Below are 16,857 nucleotides of genomic sequence, written 5' to 3'. Positions count from 1 at the left end.
CTCATGGGAAAGTGACACGCACAACTGGCGGCCGTCCGGGGCATAGGCCGGCGTGGTATTCAGACCGGCGCGTTCGCTCAGAACCCGCTTTGCGCCTGAAGCGATCTCGATACTCAGGATGTTGAGCGAGGTCTTACCGTAGGCGCAGTAGGTTAAGAATCGGCCATCAGGTGACCAGTCCGGAAACAGCTTCACGCCACCGCCAGCAGTAAGCTGTTGCAGGCCCGCGCCGTCATAGTCAACAAGGGCAAGTTCCTTGTCACCGCTGCCGGAAGAGCGCGAGAAGGCGATGCGGGTACGACTCACACCGTCTTCGCCAGTAAGCAGCTTGATGACGTCGTCCGCCATTTCGTGAGCAAGCCAGCGTGTATTGTCACTGAGCTTGTATGCTTTTGCAGCGATGCGACGGCTGGTTGCCAGGTCATAAAGTCGCAACTCGACTGTTGGTCCGGTCCGCTTCACAGTCAGGTCGCCGCAGATGAGAACCTCGGCGCCGGTCGTGGACCAACCCTTGAGGTCAATTCTGCGGGCGTCAGTCTCGAATCGGAAATAGGCACCTGATTCAGGGGTCTCGAACGTGAAATAGAGGGAAAACCTAAGGTCAGCCTCGAAAACCTCCTGCAGGGTGGTGAGTTGTGCGGCCAGGTCCGGCCGGAGACCGGGCGCAGGTTGGAACTTTGCGACGACCAGACTTAGCCGTTTACGGCCGCCGGTCGAAGTAATCTTGAGCCAGAGTTCGTCAGCCGATGGCGCAGGCTGGGCTGAAGACACTGAAGCGGTGAGCAGCGAGGCCACGAGCGGTAGGACGAGACGCACGAACTTTGGACGGGGTCCAAGCGCGGCAGGTTTGCGACCTGTCTGTACTACTGTCACAGACCGCGATTATAGAGCAGAGACGGTCAGGGTCAACCCAACAATCGAAGGGGCAATGCACACGTGGCGAGGATCTGAATTCAGAACTCTGGGTTCAGAGCCGTCAAGTTTGGGCGTGAATGTGCTATTTGACCTCTCAATAGGGGTGAGTATAATTTCTAGGTATGGGAAGCATCGGGGGATTCCCTCTATGCAGCGAGTGTCAAGGTCGGATGACCAACTCCGGCAAGTTCTGTCCTCATTGCGGCCGAAGGCGTGACAACTCCGGTCGCAGCCACCAATCCGAATTTGTCTTCCGCGGCCGCAAGAGGCGGAAACTGCTGGCTACTGCTCGGTGCGGGCTGTTCCATCACGAACTCCTGGTGCATATGTCCGGGTTCCAATACTGCCCGGAGTGCGGAGACAGGCTGGCTGGCTTGAGAACCCAGCTCAGGCCGGCCTGATTCCACAGACCGAACCAGAGCCGCGGTCCGGAGGCAAGCATAGGGCGGTCGTGGAACCGCAAGCGCCGGCAACGGAAGATGCGGAAATGAAAAGCCTGATGTCGCGGTGAGGAGAGCACGGCGCTAGTTGGCTCTCGCCTCGGACGCGAGCGCTTGACTGGGCATGCTGAGTTCCTAGAATTAGACACGTTGCAGTAAGCAGGCGCCCGTAGCTCAAATGGATAGAGTGACGGACTACGAATCCGTAGGTTGCGCGTTCAAATCGCGCCGGGCGCGCTGAATGCCGGATTTGGACAACCGCCAGGTACGCCGGGAGTGCGCGCCGGAAGAGGGCGCGAACCAGAAGCAGTACCAGGTTTCCGAGGAAACACAGCGGTTTCTCGTGGCTGGAGACTCGCCGACCGCACAGAGCGACGAGCGCTGGATGCGGCATGCTCTGGTAGAGGCCCAGCGGGCACTTGAGGAGAACGAGGTTCCGGTCGGGTGCGTCGTAGTACGGGAAGATCGCATCATCGGTCGGGGACACAACCGGACTGAAGGGCTAGCAGACCCGACCGCGCATGCCGAGATTATCGCCCTGAGCGCGGCTGCCTCGACTCTGGGCAACTGGCGGCTGACCGGCGCGACCGTTTATGTGACCCTGGAGCCGTGTTTGATGTGTGCCGGCGCTCTGATTCTGGCACGGCCGGACCGGCTGGTCTTCGGTGCGCATGATCCGAAGTTCGGCTGCTTCGGTTCGAAGTATGACATTGCTGAGGAGAACCGGTTCAACCACAGGCTTGCGGTCTGCGCGGGCGTATGTGCGGCCGAAAGTGCCGGACTGCTACAGGAGTTCTTTCGCGGTCGGAGGAAGGAAGGGTGAGACCCGTGGGGCTGGGACGACCGGTGAATTGGAGAGATGGCCGAGTGGACGATGGCGCGTGACTCGAAATCACGTATACCCGCAAGGGTATCGGGGGTTCAAATCCCTCTCTCTCCGCTTGATTGTGACATGACGGAGTCCGTGCCCGCCTTGGGGATGTGACAACGCAACCAATGGAACATCTATTTAGGAGGATTTTCTGAGTAGTCTGAGAATCCGATGTCTGGCTGCGGCGCCGGTGTTGGCGCTGGTTCTGACGACACCCACTTCAGGGAAGGTGCTGACATTGGTCAAGCCCGGCCGCAGGCCATCGTCTGAGTTTGTCCGGCAGCAGAACCGGTTCATACGTTCCTTCACAAAGCTGCAGTCAGACACGAAGCCTTTCGACCGGTTCCCTTTCTACCCGACCGAGGATGACAAGGCCGCGATTCAGCGGATGAGGCTCGGACAGAAGGTTACTAAGCGGGTTCTATGTCTGCGAGTCGAGTTCGTCGAGGATACGACTCCGCTGACGACCGGTAACGGAAAGATGGACACGCTTGGTTTTCTTGCGCCGGATTCTGGCCTTTTCTACGACCCGCCACATTTCAAGACTTACTTTGGGCGCCAGATGGAGGGCGCGCGCAACTACTTCCGGGCTCAGTCGTTGGGCCGACTGGACGTGGAGTACAAGGTGTTTCCCGAAGCCGAGAAAGAATGCTATCAGTTGCCAAGGCAGATGCAGTTTTACGGCGACACGACTTCGTGGGAAGCGGTCGAAGTTGGACTTGTTCGGCTGATGCGGGACGCGTTCAAGATTGCCGATGCAGATCCGGCGATCAGGTTTTCGGACTATGATGAATACGTTATCTTCCACGCCGGATCAGGGCTTCAGTCCGATTTCGGTCTGCGCCAAGACAGTCCTTTTGACCTTCTGGCCGGTGAGATCCCGGCCGGTGCGCTTGAGGCGTATCTCGGAGTTCCGTATATCCTCGTTGATGAGGGGCGGACCCGGATCGAACAGGCCACGGTTCTGCCCGAGATGATGCGGCAGGACACGATGTACGGCGACCAGACTAACTTGGCCGGAATGGTCGGCCTGGCCGGCACCCTGTGTCATGAGCTCAGTCATCTATTCGGCGCATACGACCTATATGACGTTACCGGCGTGACAATGGGAGTCGGTGGTTGGAGTCTGATGGGATATGGCGGCTGGCTTGGCGACTATGGTGCCGGTGCGCCGCCTGGGGTGATACCGGGGTTTCTTGATGCCTATCATCGAGTGCATCTTGGATTCGTGACGCCGATAGAGGTTCGGGTACCAAGAGAGTCGGTGATGGTATACGCTGCGCAAATGGATACAGCTCTGTTCGGTCAACGCTCAGGCCCGGGCACGCCGACAATAGTGAAGGTCCCGATTACCGCCGACGAGTACTTTCTCATCGAAAATCGACAGGTGGATGTTGCCCAGCCGGATACGATTGACGTTGACGTCGAGGACGGAGTACTGATTTCGGTTGCGTACAATGAGTATGACTTCTTTCAGCCAGGGTCTGGAATTCTAGTCTGGCACGTGGATGAGTCGGTGATTGCTGACTATGGGCCGTACAACGCCATCAACATTTTCCCGGAGCGCAAAGGTGTGGACCTGGAGGAAGCGGACGGTGTGCAGGACTTCGACGTTCCGTGGTACCAGTCCTGGGACCCGTACTCGGAAATCTACGGTAACAAGTATGACCCGTTTTTCAAAGGCGGGTACAATGACCGGTTTGACGTTAGAACCAATCCGCCAAGCGACGGTTACTATGGCAAGAGTTTTCTGTCGGTGCGACTCCTGGGCGAGGCAGACTCAACCGACCGGCTTAAGGACACCATCATCGGCGTGAGCATCAACTGGGACCTGTACCAGAAGGGATTTCCAAAGACAGCAAGCGACGAACCGCTGCTCTCGGCCTTCGCGGCCGATATTGACCACGATGATTCACTTGAGATTGCAGTACTGGATACGGCCGGTCTTTTGAGCATCTGGCGAAGCGACGGTCGGCTCGCGCGTTCGCTCAGTGTCCGGACTTCGACGTATGCAGACTTGGCAATCGGAGACGTTTCGGGTGACGAGCGTCTGGAGGTCGTTGTGGCCGGCAACGATGGTCTGGTCAAGATGATACCGCTTGCAGGCCTGATGAGCGAGGTTGCAACCGGGGACCGTATTCTGGCGACACCGGTGCTTGCAGACCTGGATGGGGACGGCAAGAAGGACATCATTGTCGGCTCAACTGATATGAAGCTATACGCCTGGGCATGGCACAACGGTCTGGAGCTTCTGTCCGGTTTTCCGGTTGAGGTCGGGACTGAGATAAGGGCTCCGGTTGCTGTGACCGATACGGTCAGGCCGCAGATAGTACTGCTCTCCGGTGATGGCCGGCTGTTTGTTTACAACTCGGACGGTAGCCTGGCGCCGGGCTTTCCTGTGGTTTTGAGCAACGTCCCCTACTACAACACAAGTCAGCCACTGGTCGGTGATTTTGACCGGGACGGGGAAAAGGAAATTGCGGTCGTGGCAGGGTCAGAGTTCAACAACCGGCTTTTTGTCGTAAGCCTGTCCGGTGAGATCAAACACCAGTCAAGGGAAATCATTCGTCAGCCGTTCCGAGGGACGTTAGCCGCAGCAGACCTGAACGCGGATGGATACCCGGATTTCGCCCTGGCCTCAATGAACGACTTGTTTGCCTTCAACCGGAATGCGACGCTCGTAACCAACTTCCCGTTCAAGCAGGATTCCACGTATGAGACTTACGAGCTGGCCGGAAACTGGATAATCTACTACGACGTGTATTTTCAGTATACCTCCTCGCCGGTCTGTGTTGACCTAGACGGAGACGGTTTGACCGACCTCGCAATCGGCTCGCCCCGATACGGACTCCTAGGGTTCAGGGGCACGGATGGTCGCATGCTACAGTACTTCCCACTCATGAGTACTGCGGGCATCAGCGCGGTTCCGCTCGCCGTGGACCTGGACAAGGATGGTGATGTTGAACTCTGTGTTGGCGCGAACAACGGAGTTTTCTACGTATGGGACCTGCCGGCCTCGGCCCAAGGTATAAGGTGGGGCTGCGCCTATCACGACCCATGTCACACCGGACTTATGCCGGACAACGAGCTACCGGTCATGCCAGAACCGCCGGCCGAACTGGTGACTTCATTCTTTGTGTACCCCAATCCGGCGGCGAAAGAGGTCGCGGTCCGCTATCGCCTCGGTTCGGGTCAAGCCAAGGTCAGAGTGCAGTTATTGGACATGGCTGGTGAACGTGCGGGCCGGTCTTTCGAAGGCCCGGCCCTGCCTGTAGCCGATAACGAGGCCGTGATAGACCTCACTGAATACTCACCCGGACTGTATGTGGTCCGCCTTGAGGTTGAGTGCGCGGGCAAAACCGAGGTAAAGTTCACAAAGCTGGCGATTGTCAGATAGTTCAATGTTCACAGACCCGACGTGGACGAGGATACGCGCGGATGCCGACGGCGAAGCAACGTGGTTACGAGAGCTCTCGAACAAGGGCTGTGCGAAATGAGACGTGGGGCACTGTTCTGCGACGTTCTTCTGTTCTTGGTTTGTGGCACGGCGTTCGCGACCGGACACCCGGGGTTGGACAAGATGCTCCGCGAGCGTTCGCCGACCTGTCCGCGACCGCTGCCTGACCGTTCGATACCATCACATCAAGCGTACCGGTACCCGCCCCTTCGATTATCTGCTCCGTCTCTCCTTGATAGCGTTGTTCGTGACGACTTTGTGTGTAATGACGACGATTATGGTGGCGCGAGGCAGGATGGTCCCTCGATTGCAAGCGACCGCTCAGGTCGGTTCGTAGTGGTCTGGTACGAGTTCCGGGACGGCGATGCGGACGTGTGGTTCCAACGGTTCGACTCGGCTGGGAATCCTTTGGGCCAGAATGAGCGGCTGAATACTGATGCGACTATGGGTTGGCAGGGTGACCCGGCGGTCGCTATGAGTCCGGATGGCAGGTATCTTTCCAGTTGGGAGGACCGACGCGACATTGGCAACTCAGACCTTTTCTGTCAGCGGTTTGACGCATCAGGTCAGCGGCTTGGCGACAACTTCCGGGTAAGTGATTCCGGCGTGCCAGGAGACCAGAGCTTCTCGGGCGCGGCGATGGGGCCGGACGGTACGGCGCTCATCGCTTGGGATGACCGGCGCTTTGGCATAACCGGCGACATCTTCGCTCAGTTCCTCGCACCGGATGGTACACCGCGCGATACCAACTTTCGGGTCAATGACGACCCGATCGGCCGGGCCAATCAGTACGAGCCAAGTGTTTCGTGCGACGACTCGGGCCGGTTCGTCGTAGCATGGATGGACGGTCGAGGGCTGAACGCCTATGATTGGAACATCTTCTGCCAGCGGTTCGATCGGCTCGGCAACCGGCTGGGCTCGAATATTCAGGTGACGACGAATGACAGCATTCAGTGGGCGCCGGCCGTCGCTTGTACTCCGGACGGCGGGTTTGCCGTGTGTTGGGAAGACCGCAGAACCGGACAATGGGACGCATACGTCCAGTTCTACAACTCACTTGGCCAGCCTCTTGGCGGAAATGTCAAGGTGAATGACGATGTTGGCCCGGCTGACCAGTCGGCAGTTAGCGTTGGTGCGAACCGACTCGGTGAGTATCTCGTCACGTGGGCCGACCGCAGGAACGGCAACAGTGATGTGTACGCTCAGCGCTACTCAGGCTCAGGTACGGCGCTCGGTTCTAACTTTCTCGTGAATGACGACGCTACAAGCACCGACCAGGGTGCTCCAACGGTCGCGGCATGTCCGGACGGCGGGTACTGGGTCGTCTGGGTTGACCGGCGCAACGGTAACAACGATCTGTACTGCCGCAGGTTCGGCCGGGATGGCACGCCGCAGACAGCGAGCTTTCGGGTAAACGACGACACCGCAAGTTCTCATCAGCGGGTGTCTTCAATTGGCATGGACGCCATCGGAAACACGGTTGTCGCTTGGGAGGACGAACGCAGTGGTGAGTGCGACATCTACCGCAGCGTATTTGACGCGTCCGGACAGACAGTCGGGCCGAATGTTAAGCTCAATGATGATGGCATTTCTGGCGCCTCCCAGTACTACGCTGCGGTCGCAGCCGGCAAGGGACGGTTCATTGCGACATGGACGGACAACCGTGATGGAGAGTTCAGCATCTACGGTCGGTTTCTTGATGCGGTCGGCATGCCGGTGGGCCCGAATTTCCTGGTAAACTCAGATACAAGTGGCGCATTTCAGTGGTATTCATATTGTGCAATGGACACATCGAACCGCGCGGCGGTAGTGTGGATGGACGGACGAGAAGACGCATACCGGGTGTTCTGCCGGCGCTACAGGCCGGACGGTCAGCCCGAAGGGCCGGAGTTCGTGCTCTCGGACGGCGGCGGCAATCAGTACTATGCGAGCGTGGCCATGAGCCGCAATGGCTGGCTTGTCGCAGCCTGGATGGATTACCGGCAAGGCGACGGCGACATATACTGCCAGTTGTTTCGGCCGGATGGTTCCCGGGTCGGGCCAAATATCATGGTCAGCATTGACACCGGTAATGTGTACCAGGGGTATCCGGCATGCGCGGTTTCAGACAACGGTCAGTTCGTGGTGGCCTGGGAGGACACGAGAAACGACATCTATGACGTTTATATGCAGTGGTTCGACTCTACTGGCGCAAGACTGGGCGGAAATGAGCGGGTCAATGACAACACGACTGAAACCGATTGCTACTCACCGACCTGCGCATTCGACGACTCTGGCCGGCTCGCACTAGCGTTCAACGACGAACGTGACTCGCCCGGTACGCCCCAGATCTACTGCCAGCGTTTTCGGGCCGACCGGACCAGGGTCAGCGGAAACCGACGTGTGAATCAGCCTGGCCTTTTCCCGAACAACCACCACTGGACTGTAGGTCAGAGCGTAGCGGCCAGACAGGTGCTCGCATTTGCGTGGACCGATAACCGCCGACACCAAGGATGGGACATATTCGCCAAGCTTACTGACTGGGAGCTGGTTGGTATCGCGAACCCGGTTGCCAGCGCTAAGCCAGAGGCATGGGTCAGACCGACGGTATCGGCGGGGCGGTTCCTGGTCGATATCGGGTCGGTGGGGCCGGCTCTTGTTCATGTGTTGGACCGGGCCGGTCGCAAGGTGCTTGCGGCTGAGGTAGCAGGTGGCAGGCAAGTGCTGGACCTCGGCTCTCTAGGCCGGGGAGTTTATCTCTGCCGGATTGAGTCCAATGGACAACAATTGACCAGAAAGCTTGTCGTCAGGTAACGGAGGAACATTGCCAGCAAATACAGATTGCAAGAAAACGCGGACCAACACCCGATGGATGACGATTCAGGGCAGGCTGATGCTGACCGGTTTGCTGTTGGCTGTGGGCACAGGCCTTGGCGCCAGCAGGGGAGTTGCGATAGTTGCTTCAGCCGCGCTGCCTGGGGCCGGACAGCTGATGCTGGGAGCCAGAAATCGCGGGGAGGCGATGCTCTGGGTTGATGGTGCTGGCTGGCTGGCCTGGGCCGGGTTTTCCTGGTATGGTTCAAGCCGGGAACAGGACGCAAGGCTTGTCGCCGCGCGCGAGGCTGGTGCTGACATCACGTTGCGGGAGTCCCGATACTACACGGCGCTTGAGCGCTACGACAATGCCGATGAGTACAACGAGGACGTCAGACGCGAGGCTCGCAGCCGGTTTCCAGATGACCCGGTCGCTCAGCACGAATACTATGAGGAGAATGGCTACTTTGGCGAGAAGGCCTGGGACTGGAGTTCGGATTCGGCGCGATACTATTTCTGGCGCACGCGGCGCTCGGCCCGCGCCGCGGCCCAGCGAGCCGGATTTACTGCAGCGGGCCTGCTCCTGAACCGGCTCGCTAGTGTGCTCGACTGTGCTTTCTTTCTTCGCTCGCCCCAAGGGCAATCGCGGCTGGAAATTGGGCCAGGCGAGGACGTGGCTTCGCTCGAACTGCGGTACCGGTTCTAGGCGGAAATACGGAAAGCCGGCAAAGCAGGGGAGACGGATGGGCGGAGAGCCAATTGGACAGAAAACCGGACCTTTCCGGCTACCCGGCCCGGTTCGCCGAGCCTTGATGATGGTTTGGTCATTGGCCATTGACAATTAACCGCTAGATACTTGAGCGTCCATCGGTTTGACTTCTTGGTAATCGGGTCTGGGATTGCCGGCCTGTGGTTCACCTACAAGGTCAGCCGGTACGGAACGGTACTGGTCATCACCAAGAAGGAAGATACCGAGTCCAACACCAACTACGCGCAGGGTGGAATCGCTGCGGCGGTCGCGGAAGACGATTCACCTGACATCCACTACGAAGACACACTGGTCGCAGGACAGGGGCTTGCCAAGCCCGAAGTCGTCAGACTGGTAGTTGACGCCGGCCCGGCGCTGGTGCGTGAGCTCGCTGACCTTGGAGTTGAGTTCTCCACGCACCGCAACGCACACGGAGTAGCGCACTTCGATCTTGGTCAGGAGGGTGGCCATCGCCGCCGCCGAATCGTACACGCCCAAGACCATACCGGCCTTGCCATCGAGCATGGTCTTGTCAGAACGGTGCGGTCGGCTACCGGCGTCACAATCTCAGAGCAGCATTTTGCTCTGGACGTTCTTGTTGACGAGCGCGGCCGGTGCTGTGGTGCGACCGTGCTGGACCACCGCTCGGGCCGGATTGAGACGGTGCTGGCCGGCACAACGCTTTTGGCGACCGGGGGGATCGGTCAGGCCTACCAGCACACGACCAACCCGCCGATTGCGACGGGCGACGGCATCGCAATGGGCTTTCGGGCCGGTGCCAGTATCGCCAACATGGAGTTCATTCAGTTTCATCCAACCGCACTATGGGGTTCGGACATTGACGGCCGGACGTTTCTTGTGTCCGAAGCCGTTAGGGGAGAGGGTGCGATACTCCGGACCCAGGATGGTGCGACGTTCATGGAGCGGTATCATCCTGAAGGTTCACTCGCACCGAGGGATGCGGTTGCAAGGGCAATTGACTCCGAGCTGAAGAGGCGCGGAGAGCAATACGTACTGCTCGATGCGACCCATCTTGATGCAGAGCGCACCAGGCAGCGTTTTCCGCACATCTATGAGACGTGCCTACGTTTCGGGATTGACATTACCCGGCAACCGATTCCGGTGGTGCCGGCAGCACATTACGTTTGCGGCGGACTGTTGGTGAATTCCTGGGCTGAGACAACTGTTCCTGGACTTTTTGCGGCTGGTGAGTGCGCTTGCACCGGACTCCACGGTGCGAACCGGCTGGCTTCGAACTCGCTGCTCGAGGCCCTGGTGTTTGCCGACCGGGCAGCACAAAAGGCCGGAGCAGACCGACCGCAGGGCAGGAGGCATGCAGTCTGTGAAAAACAGGACCAGATAATCGGAGCCCAGAGTGGCGTAGCCGGACAGCGAGCTGAGGCGGTGCGTGCTGAGCTAAGACAGTTGATGTGGGACTATGCCGGTATCGTGCGGAGCGATGTCGGTCTGGCAAAGGCGGCGGCAAGACTGGCCGAACTTGCGGCCGAGGTTGAAAGCGAGCCGGCTACGGGAGTCCACGCACTTGAGACGCGGAACCTGCTGACAGTTGCGCGGCTCATTGTTGGCTGCGCCCGGCGCCGACCGGAGTCGCGCGGGCTGCATTTCAACCAGGACCACCCGGACAAGAATGACCACTACCGGAAAGATACGGTCGTCACGCGCCAGGACCCGCTTGGCTGATGCCGGACGCGGGTCTGAAACCCTGACTGGGCCGGGTGCGCAGATACTTGAGCGCTTTGCCAGCTATCTACTGGTCGAGCGGAGTTTGGTGCAGAAAACCGTGGGGTTCTATCTGACCGATGTTTCGCAGTTCTTCCAGACCCGACCGCAGGCTGCAGAGCATCCAGAAGCAGTCACTCGGAATGACGTGCAGTCATACATTGGCCGGCTTGCAGCACTTGGACTGACGCCGGCAACCATTGCCCGCAAGGTGTCTTCACTAAGAATGTTCTATCGGTATCTGACGGCCGAGCTGCGGCTTGAGGCTGACCCGACCGAGAATCTTGTTGTGCCGAAGCAGGCAAGACGTCTGCCCAATACTCTCACGACGCAGGAAGCAGGCATGCTGATGCAGGCGCCGGTGAAGGTGCCGGACCGGTTCTGGGCATTGCGCGGTCGGGCCATACTCGAACTTCTGTACGGGTGCGGGCTCAGAATATCAGAACTGGTCGGGCTGCGACTTGGCGATGTCAACCTTGAAACCGGGTATGTTAGGGTTATGGGGAAGCGGGCCAAGGAACGAATCGTGCCTCTGGGCCGGTTCGCCCGGGATGCGGTGCGTGAATATCTGAACGCGGCCAGACCGCACTTTCTCGGCAAGCGGGTTACCGACTGGTTGTTTCCGAGCCGGCAGGGCAAACCGCTCTCAAGGATGGGCGCCTGGAAGATACTCCGTCACTGCGTGCAACTTGCCGGCATCAAACGTCGCGTCACGCCGCATACCCTGCGGCACTCATTCGCCACGCATCTGCTTGAAGGCGGCGCCGACCTGCGGGCAGTGCAGGAAATGCTCGGCCACGCCGACATCTCCACTACGCAGGTCTATACTCACCTTGACCGGGAATACCTTCGGGAAGTCTATCGGACTTTCCATCCGCGCGGCTAGCACTACGTCCGGTCACTGATTCAGAATGCTTGTGTGCGGTGCCTGCTGAGTCAGATTACCGCAACGCCGAAAGTGCCGCGCACGACCTTGCCGATTACACGCGAGCCACGGATGCGGTTGAGCACGGTCCGGGCCTCTTCGCGGGCACAGAACAGCACCATGCCGATTCCCATGTTGAACACCCGGTACATCTCGTCCTCTGGCACTGAACCGAGTCGCTGGATCAGGCGGAACAGCGGCCCTGGTCGCCAGGCGTCCTTGTGAATCACGCACGAGGTCTCGAACGGAAGCAGACGTCGGATGTTATCGTAGAACCCGCCGCCGGTAATGTGCGCCAGCGCCTTCAGCCGCGGAAGCAGGGGATAGACCGGCTTGAGGTAGGAGCGATGCGGCCTGAGCAGGGCCTGGCCGAGCGTTGTCTCAAGTCCCTTGACGCGGGAACGGACTGTCAACCCGGCATGCTCGAACAGCACCTTGCGGGCCAGGGTGTAACCGTTTGTGTGCAGGCCGGACGACGGAATTCCGATGGCGATGTCGCCCGGCCGCAGTCGCTTCGCATCAACAATCCGGCGACGCTCGACAACGCCGACAATGAACCCAGCAAGGTCAAAGTCACCGGACTTGTACACATCCGGCATCATCGCTATCTCACCGCCCACAAGCGGGCAGGAATTGGCCCGGCATGCCCGAGCCAGACCGCTGATAATCTCCTCAAACTGTCGGTCCGAAAGGTCGGCGTGTCCGATGTAGTCCAAGAAGAACAAGGGCCGGGCACCGAGCGTGAGGATGTCGTTTACCGAGTGGTTCACGATGTCAATGCCGACCGTGTCGAACCGGCCTGTCATCCGTGCGACTAGCGCCTTGGTGCCGAGGCTGTCGCAACTAGCGACCAGGACCGGGTCGCGCATCCGCGGCACGCGGACCAAGGAGCCGAACAGCCCGATGTCAGACAGAACCTGCGGCGTGTAAGTCGGCTTGACCAGCCGGCTGATGCGCAACTTCACCGAATCCATAGCGTCAATGTCAACGCCAGCATCGCGGTAGCGCACGACCAAACCTAGCGGCATGCCAGCCCCGTGTCAAGAACAACCGGTCCGCTACAGCCCGGCTCAATTATCGGTAAGGTTCTTGGTGAAAAAGAAGTAGGTACGTATCGGGTCAGGCCGGAAACCAAGGCGCCAATACATCGCCGCCGCCGGATTGGTGCTGAACGAACCGGTGAACACCGTGCCGACTCCCCGTGACCGGCACCAGACAAGCAGGCGGTGAACCAAGGTCGGACCAATGCCGCGGCCACGATGCTTGGGTAGAACCGCAACCTCGCACAGCTCCGGCCCGCAGTGTGGCTTGTCCGGCTGGAAGTGCAGAACTGCGTGTCCGACCGGCTGCCGGTCCAGTTCGGCGATGAGTATCTGCTCAGGCTCGAAACCGGCTAAGGAAGGAAGCAGGTCGAAATACTGCTCATGCAGCGGCTCGCCCTGGATGGCGGCATTATCAAATGCCTGGTGGTTGAGGGAAAGAAGCAAGGACTTCTCTTCGGGCAGGCGCGCCGGCCTGATACTGAGACCGGCTGGTGGTCTGGGCTCAGGGATGTGCTTCAGGTCGTGCCGGAACCCGACCATTGCGACGGGCATGTCACTAAAGCCGATAGCGCGGACAATCGCCACGTGGGCAGTGTCAACACTGCGGTAGTACGTCAAGGCAGCCGGCGTATGGTAACGCTGACTGATGTCGCGGGCAAGCTCGAGCAGAGGGGTGGTTAGAATCTGAAAGGATGCGGGTGCCCGGTAACGGTTGCGCAGGAACAGGCCGACCTGGACGTAGCGGCTACCGTTCCAAGCCGAGTCCCGGGCCCAGCCATAACCGGCGATTGTCGTACTGTCCTCAAGCATCAGGCCGGCACCGCGTTCAAGCCAGGGGGTATTGAACAGTTGAACAGTGGCCTCGACTGAAAGGAGTGGCTCAGCACCGAATTCACGGCACACCTCCTGCATGAGCAGGCCGACTGCACGGCCATCTTCCTGAACCAGGGGACGGACTGAGAGCCTGTCCGTGCCAGAGGTTCTGGGCTCGGTGTCTGACGCCATGCGGACCTCGCAGTAAGAGTAATTGATGCGGCTCAGGTGTCAACGGCATTGTCCAGCAGGCAGGGCGCAACCATGCTCCGTGTGGTCGGACCCAGCGCATGGCCGAGCTGACGTCTACCGGTTGTGGTGTGGTGGCAGAAGCGCCGGCTGGCAGTAGCGAGCTGGCTCAGCGAGTCCTGGACTTGCGGCGGTACTCGGCCGGACGCAGACCAGAAGCCGCAACCAGGTCTGCGGCTTCTCCCTCCGGGTATCCGGCGGCGAGGAGCTTCCGATAGTACTCCTCAGGCGTAGGAGTGAGGTCTGACCCGGCCTTTAGCACGATGCGGCGGCGCATGTGATCGGCTAGCAGGATTCGCTGTTCTCGTTTGCGATACGCAGTTGAGTTCACTTGCTCTCCTTCCTTTCGTTTGTCAGGATATTATACACGTAGGACGTTTCGGTGTCCAACACCCTGGGTGCCAGGTTCTTTCGTATGCATTGAAGCACGAGCCCATGCACATCCCGGGCGCGTGAGCCCTGGACGATGAGCGCAAAGTCGAACCTTCCCAGGGCGTGGCCGAGAACTCGGAAATCGAGGTTCTCGCAGACACGACCACCATTAGTTCGGCGGCACTTAGTACTGCATCTTTTGGCAAAAACCCTTTTCAAGCCTTGCTCAACAAGAGCCTCCTTACCGGGTTTGCTCTTGACAAGGATGATTGCGGTTGCGTCATGTTCTGGCATATTCCTCCTTCACGGATGCGGCAGCCGCAGGCCCTTCCAGGGCCGCTGCTTTGCCAGACAAATCTCCCAGGGCAGGACAGGGATTCGATTGTTCCGGGCATAGGCTAGCCACATGGCATTCAGGATGTCAAAGCAACTATGGTTTCCGTCCAGCAGCATGTCGCCGCTATCCACGGCCCGGACGATCTCTTCCAGTCCTGATTCCCATTTACCTTCGCTGAAGTTCTGACCCCAGTCACCGGATGGCAGCTCTCCGCACTGCAGCGATCGGCTTTCCAGCGGGCTTTCTTCGACAAAACTTCTGAGCAGACGCACAAGCTTCTCGACGCCTCCCTTACTCCAGATACCTTCCACCAGAGATTCATAGGGCTCAAGCAGGCGGCGTGCCTGAGGCGTGAGACTCGCGAGTAACCGTTCCAGTGAGTCGGTAAGCTCTGCTGCGGTTCGGGTGTAACCGAGATACTGGAGCGCGAGCAACTGCAACCTGGCCCGGGATACTGACGGCGGATGCTGACCGCCATCGGTCCAGCGTTTTTCGCTGCACCACAGGTCTCCACTCATCACTACGTTGCTGAGGAATGCCCGGGTATAGGCCGGCCCGGCAAGAACAACCGCACCAATGTCGCAGAGTGTCTCGACAAAGTGAAAGGTCGCAGCACGTTCAAGACGTTCTCTCCTTATCGCTGGGTTCTGGGTACCGGCCTGCCGGGATAGCCACATTCGCACTCGTGCACCCAGGCCGTCGGTTCTCGTGTCAGCAATGACGGCCCTAGCGAGCATGGCCCGATACCAGTCAGTGATATCGGACATATGCTCCAGAAGTGGTGAATAGACCGGCCCGTAGTTCTTCATGACTGAGCGCTTCTTCTCGTCGGTAAGGTCCACTCGTCTCACGCTCGGCTGATCCGTGACCGTATTACGAGCTGAGTTCAGGGTTTCGCCGACGTAGTGGAACATCTCGTGTCCAACCAGCGGAATGGTACGGAAGACCGCAGGCGTGTGGCGGGGCACGGTCAGGTACGACATGAGGTGAAGGCGGCGATGTAGTACCCGGTAATCGTTCCTCACGCCAGACTCGCTGTCGTAGTCCTGTACCAGAACGCCGGTTGTGTCCAGCATGAACTGCCTTCCCCTTGATACAACCAGGAGTGGCGCAAGACTGCAAGGACGAAACCTGAGCCCGGTTGCCCGGGCAAAGAAGCCGCCCGCCAGTCGGCGGGTGGCTTCGTGGACTACGTTCTCAACTGCTCGGAAGAACACGGCGTAGTTCGGATGACACTCGTTCAGCGGTACATGGATGTTGGCGTCGGTCGGACCGCGTGAACGGGAAAGTTTCCAGCGGCGCTGCACCAGCGAGTGGGTCATTGACTCGAGGACAGGGGCCAAGACTGAAAGTCGGGCGGTCAACCGGCTCTGGGTGTCATGGTCAAGCTGGATGCCATTTTTCCACGTACTGACAATCTGTCGCCGGATGCGCTGGGCCTGCTCGCGGAGAAAACCCACGCGGTCCAGCTCGATGAGACGGAATGGCTCCTCGGGCGGTTCCTCGCCGCGGGCCGACTGCACCCGGTGCAGGGCGTACTCAATCTCGTAGGTTAGGAAATCAACCTGCTCCAGAAGCTGGTTTCGGCGTTCCTGGATAATGTCCATGGGCTCCTGGGTGAGCATCGGCAGGACTATTCTGCGTAACCGGGAAAGACTGTTTCCGCCTCTGACACGTCCTTACCAAGCGCGATGAGTATCTTCCTCATCGTCGGGAGACGGGGGATGGTTGTCCTGTTTTCTATCTTGCAGAGTGCCTCGACCGAAATACCTGCTTTATTGGCCAACTCGCGCCGGCTGAGCATCAGCTTCATGCGGTAATACTTGACCCGATTCGGCGGTATTCGCTTCCTGACTGGCCTAGCCACGTGGTGCCCCTGGACTGTAGAAGTCGGTAGAATACGGTCTTTTCCAGTCTGAGTCTGCCCTTTCAAGACCTGTCATCGAGGCAGGATAACAGCCCGCAAGACGATGTCAAGCTTGGCGTGCGCGCGGGGGACTGGGTAGGGCTGAATACGGATGGTGGTGTGTATGCGGCCGGACCGGTTCACCCCCACGTGCGTGGGGAACATTCAGTCGGGTACTATAGGATTTGACAACAGCGCGGTTCACCCCCACGTGCGTGGGGAACATGGGATCTTGAAGTGCCTTGAAC

The 16,857-nt window shown here is 59.3% G+C and carries 14 protein-coding genes and 2 tRNA genes; 8 read left to right on the top strand and 8 right to left on the bottom strand.

The window, feature by feature from the left end:
• Together ABIL25_07775 and ABIL25_07770 are read right to left on the bottom strand one after the other, a co-directional pair.
• Positions 1-873: hypothetical protein (locus tag ABIL25_07775; protein MEO0082172.1), on the bottom strand; the 873-nt coding region annotated here is incomplete at its 3' end.
• Positions 874-1,061: 188 nt separating this feature from the next.
• Complete coding sequence (locus ABIL25_07770) at positions 1,062-1,241, bottom strand: hypothetical protein (GenBank protein ID MEO0082171.1); 180 nt, start codon at positions 1,239-1,241, stop codon at positions 1,062-1,064.
• 277 nt (positions 1,242-1,518) lie between these two features.
• Between ABIL25_07770 and ABIL25_07765 the strand changes: the two genes are divergently transcribed.
• The 8 genes from ABIL25_07765 to xerD all read left to right on the top strand — a co-directional run bounded on the left by ABIL25_07765 (position 1,519) and on the right by xerD (position 11,850).
• Positions 1,519-1,592: transfer RNA gene (locus ABIL25_07765), tRNA-Arg, on the top strand.
• A gap of 4 nt (positions 1,593-1,596) precedes the next feature.
• A complete protein-coding gene (tadA, locus tag ABIL25_07760; GenBank protein ID MEO0082170.1) occupies positions 1,597-2,178 on the top strand; it encodes a tRNA adenosine(34) deaminase TadA in 582 nt (193 codons plus the stop codon).
• A gap of 30 nt (positions 2,179-2,208) precedes the next feature.
• Positions 2,209-2,295, top strand: a tRNA-Ser gene (locus tag ABIL25_07755).
• A gap of 160 nt (positions 2,296-2,455) precedes the next feature.
• Positions 2,456-5,623: an immune inhibitor A domain-containing protein gene (locus tag ABIL25_07750; protein ID MEO0082169.1), complete on the top strand. Its 3,168-nt coding sequence runs from the start codon at positions 2,456-2,458 to the stop codon at positions 5,621-5,623.
• A gap of 60 nt (positions 5,624-5,683) precedes the next feature.
• Positions 5,684-8,476, top strand: coding sequence for a T9SS type A sorting domain-containing protein (locus tag ABIL25_07745; protein MEO0082168.1), 2,793 nt, complete (start codon positions 5,684-5,686; stop codon positions 8,474-8,476).
• Between the two features lie 10 nt (positions 8,477-8,486).
• Positions 8,487-9,182, top strand: coding sequence for a hypothetical protein (locus ABIL25_07740; GenBank protein MEO0082167.1), 696 nt, complete (start codon positions 8,487-8,489; stop codon positions 9,180-9,182).
• 174 nt (positions 9,183-9,356) lie between these two features.
• Positions 9,357-10,925, top strand: a complete 1,569-nt coding sequence (nadB, locus tag ABIL25_07735; GenBank protein MEO0082166.1) for an L-aspartate oxidase — start codon at positions 9,357-9,359, stop codon at positions 10,923-10,925.
• Positions 10,918-11,850, top strand: coding sequence for a site-specific tyrosine recombinase XerD (gene xerD / locus ABIL25_07730; protein ID MEO0082165.1), 933 nt, complete (start codon positions 10,918-10,920; stop codon positions 11,848-11,850). The genes nadB and xerD overlap by 8 nt, the downstream gene beginning before the upstream one ends.
• 50 nt (positions 11,851-11,900) lie before the next feature.
• On the opposite strand, the gene purM is transcribed toward xerD, so the two are convergent.
• From purM to ABIL25_07700, 6 genes are all read right to left on the bottom strand, one after another.
• Positions 11,901-12,917 carry a phosphoribosylformylglycinamidine cyclo-ligase gene (gene purM / locus ABIL25_07725; GenBank protein MEO0082164.1) on the bottom strand — a complete coding sequence of 339 codons (1,017 nt, stop codon included), beginning with the start codon at positions 12,915-12,917 and terminating at the stop codon, positions 11,901-11,903.
• Between the two features lie 42 nt (positions 12,918-12,959).
• Positions 12,960-13,937, bottom strand: coding sequence for a GNAT family N-acetyltransferase (locus ABIL25_07720; protein ID MEO0082163.1), 978 nt, complete (start codon positions 13,935-13,937; stop codon positions 12,960-12,962).
• A 166-nt stretch (positions 13,938-14,103) separates the two neighbouring features.
• Entirely contained in the window at positions 14,104-14,325 is a 222-nt protein-coding gene (locus tag ABIL25_07715) for a hypothetical protein (GenBank protein ID MEO0082162.1), read from the bottom strand.
• Positions 14,322-14,660, bottom strand: a complete 339-nt coding sequence (locus ABIL25_07710; protein ID MEO0082161.1) for a hypothetical protein — start codon at positions 14,658-14,660, stop codon at positions 14,322-14,324. Before ABIL25_07710 ends, ABIL25_07715 begins: the two co-directional genes overlap by 4 nt.
• Positions 14,661-14,669: 9 nt before the next feature.
• A complete protein-coding gene (locus ABIL25_07705; protein MEO0082160.1) occupies positions 14,670-16,310 on the bottom strand; it encodes a hypothetical protein in 1,641 nt (546 codons plus the stop codon).
• A 26-nt stretch (positions 16,311-16,336) separates the two neighbouring features.
• Entirely contained in the window at positions 16,337-16,570 is a 234-nt protein-coding gene (locus tag ABIL25_07700; protein MEO0082159.1) for a helix-turn-helix transcriptional regulator, read from the bottom strand.
• Positions 16,571-16,857: the final 287 nt, after the last annotated feature.

The sequence above is a fragment of the candidate division WOR-3 bacterium genome (assembly GCA_039801365.1).
GTDB lineage: Bacteria > Hydrothermota > Tepidihabitantia > Tepidihabitantales > Tepidihabitantaceae > JBDRUN01.
The sequence above is the reverse complement of the archived record's forward strand: the minus strand, read 5'-3'. Positions and strand labels throughout refer to the sequence as shown.

What these genes read in the sequence shown, in the direction of transcription:
- ABIL25_07770 (MEO0082171.1), bottom strand. Translation starts at nt 1,241, where the DNA reads ATGCACCAGGAGTTCGTGATGGAACAGCCCGCACCGAGCAGTAGCCAG.
- tadA (MEO0082170.1), top strand. Translation starts at nt 1,597, where the DNA reads ATGCCGGATTTGGACAACCGCCAGGTACGCCGGGAGTGCGCGCCGGAA.
- purM (MEO0082164.1), bottom strand. Translation starts at nt 12,917, where the DNA reads ATGCCGCTAGGTTTGGTCGTGCGCTACCGCGATGCTGGCGTTGACATT.
- ABIL25_07720 (MEO0082163.1), bottom strand. Translation starts at nt 13,937, where the DNA reads ATGGCGTCAGACACCGAGCCCAGAACCTCTGGCACGGACAGGCTCTCA.
- ABIL25_07710 (MEO0082161.1), bottom strand. Translation starts at nt 14,660, where the DNA reads ATGCCAGAACATGACGCAACCGCAATCATCCTTGTCAAGAGCAAACCC.
- ABIL25_07705 (MEO0082160.1), bottom strand. Translation starts at nt 16,310, where the DNA reads ATGGACATTATCCAGGAACGCCGAAACCAGCTTCTGGAGCAGGTTGAT.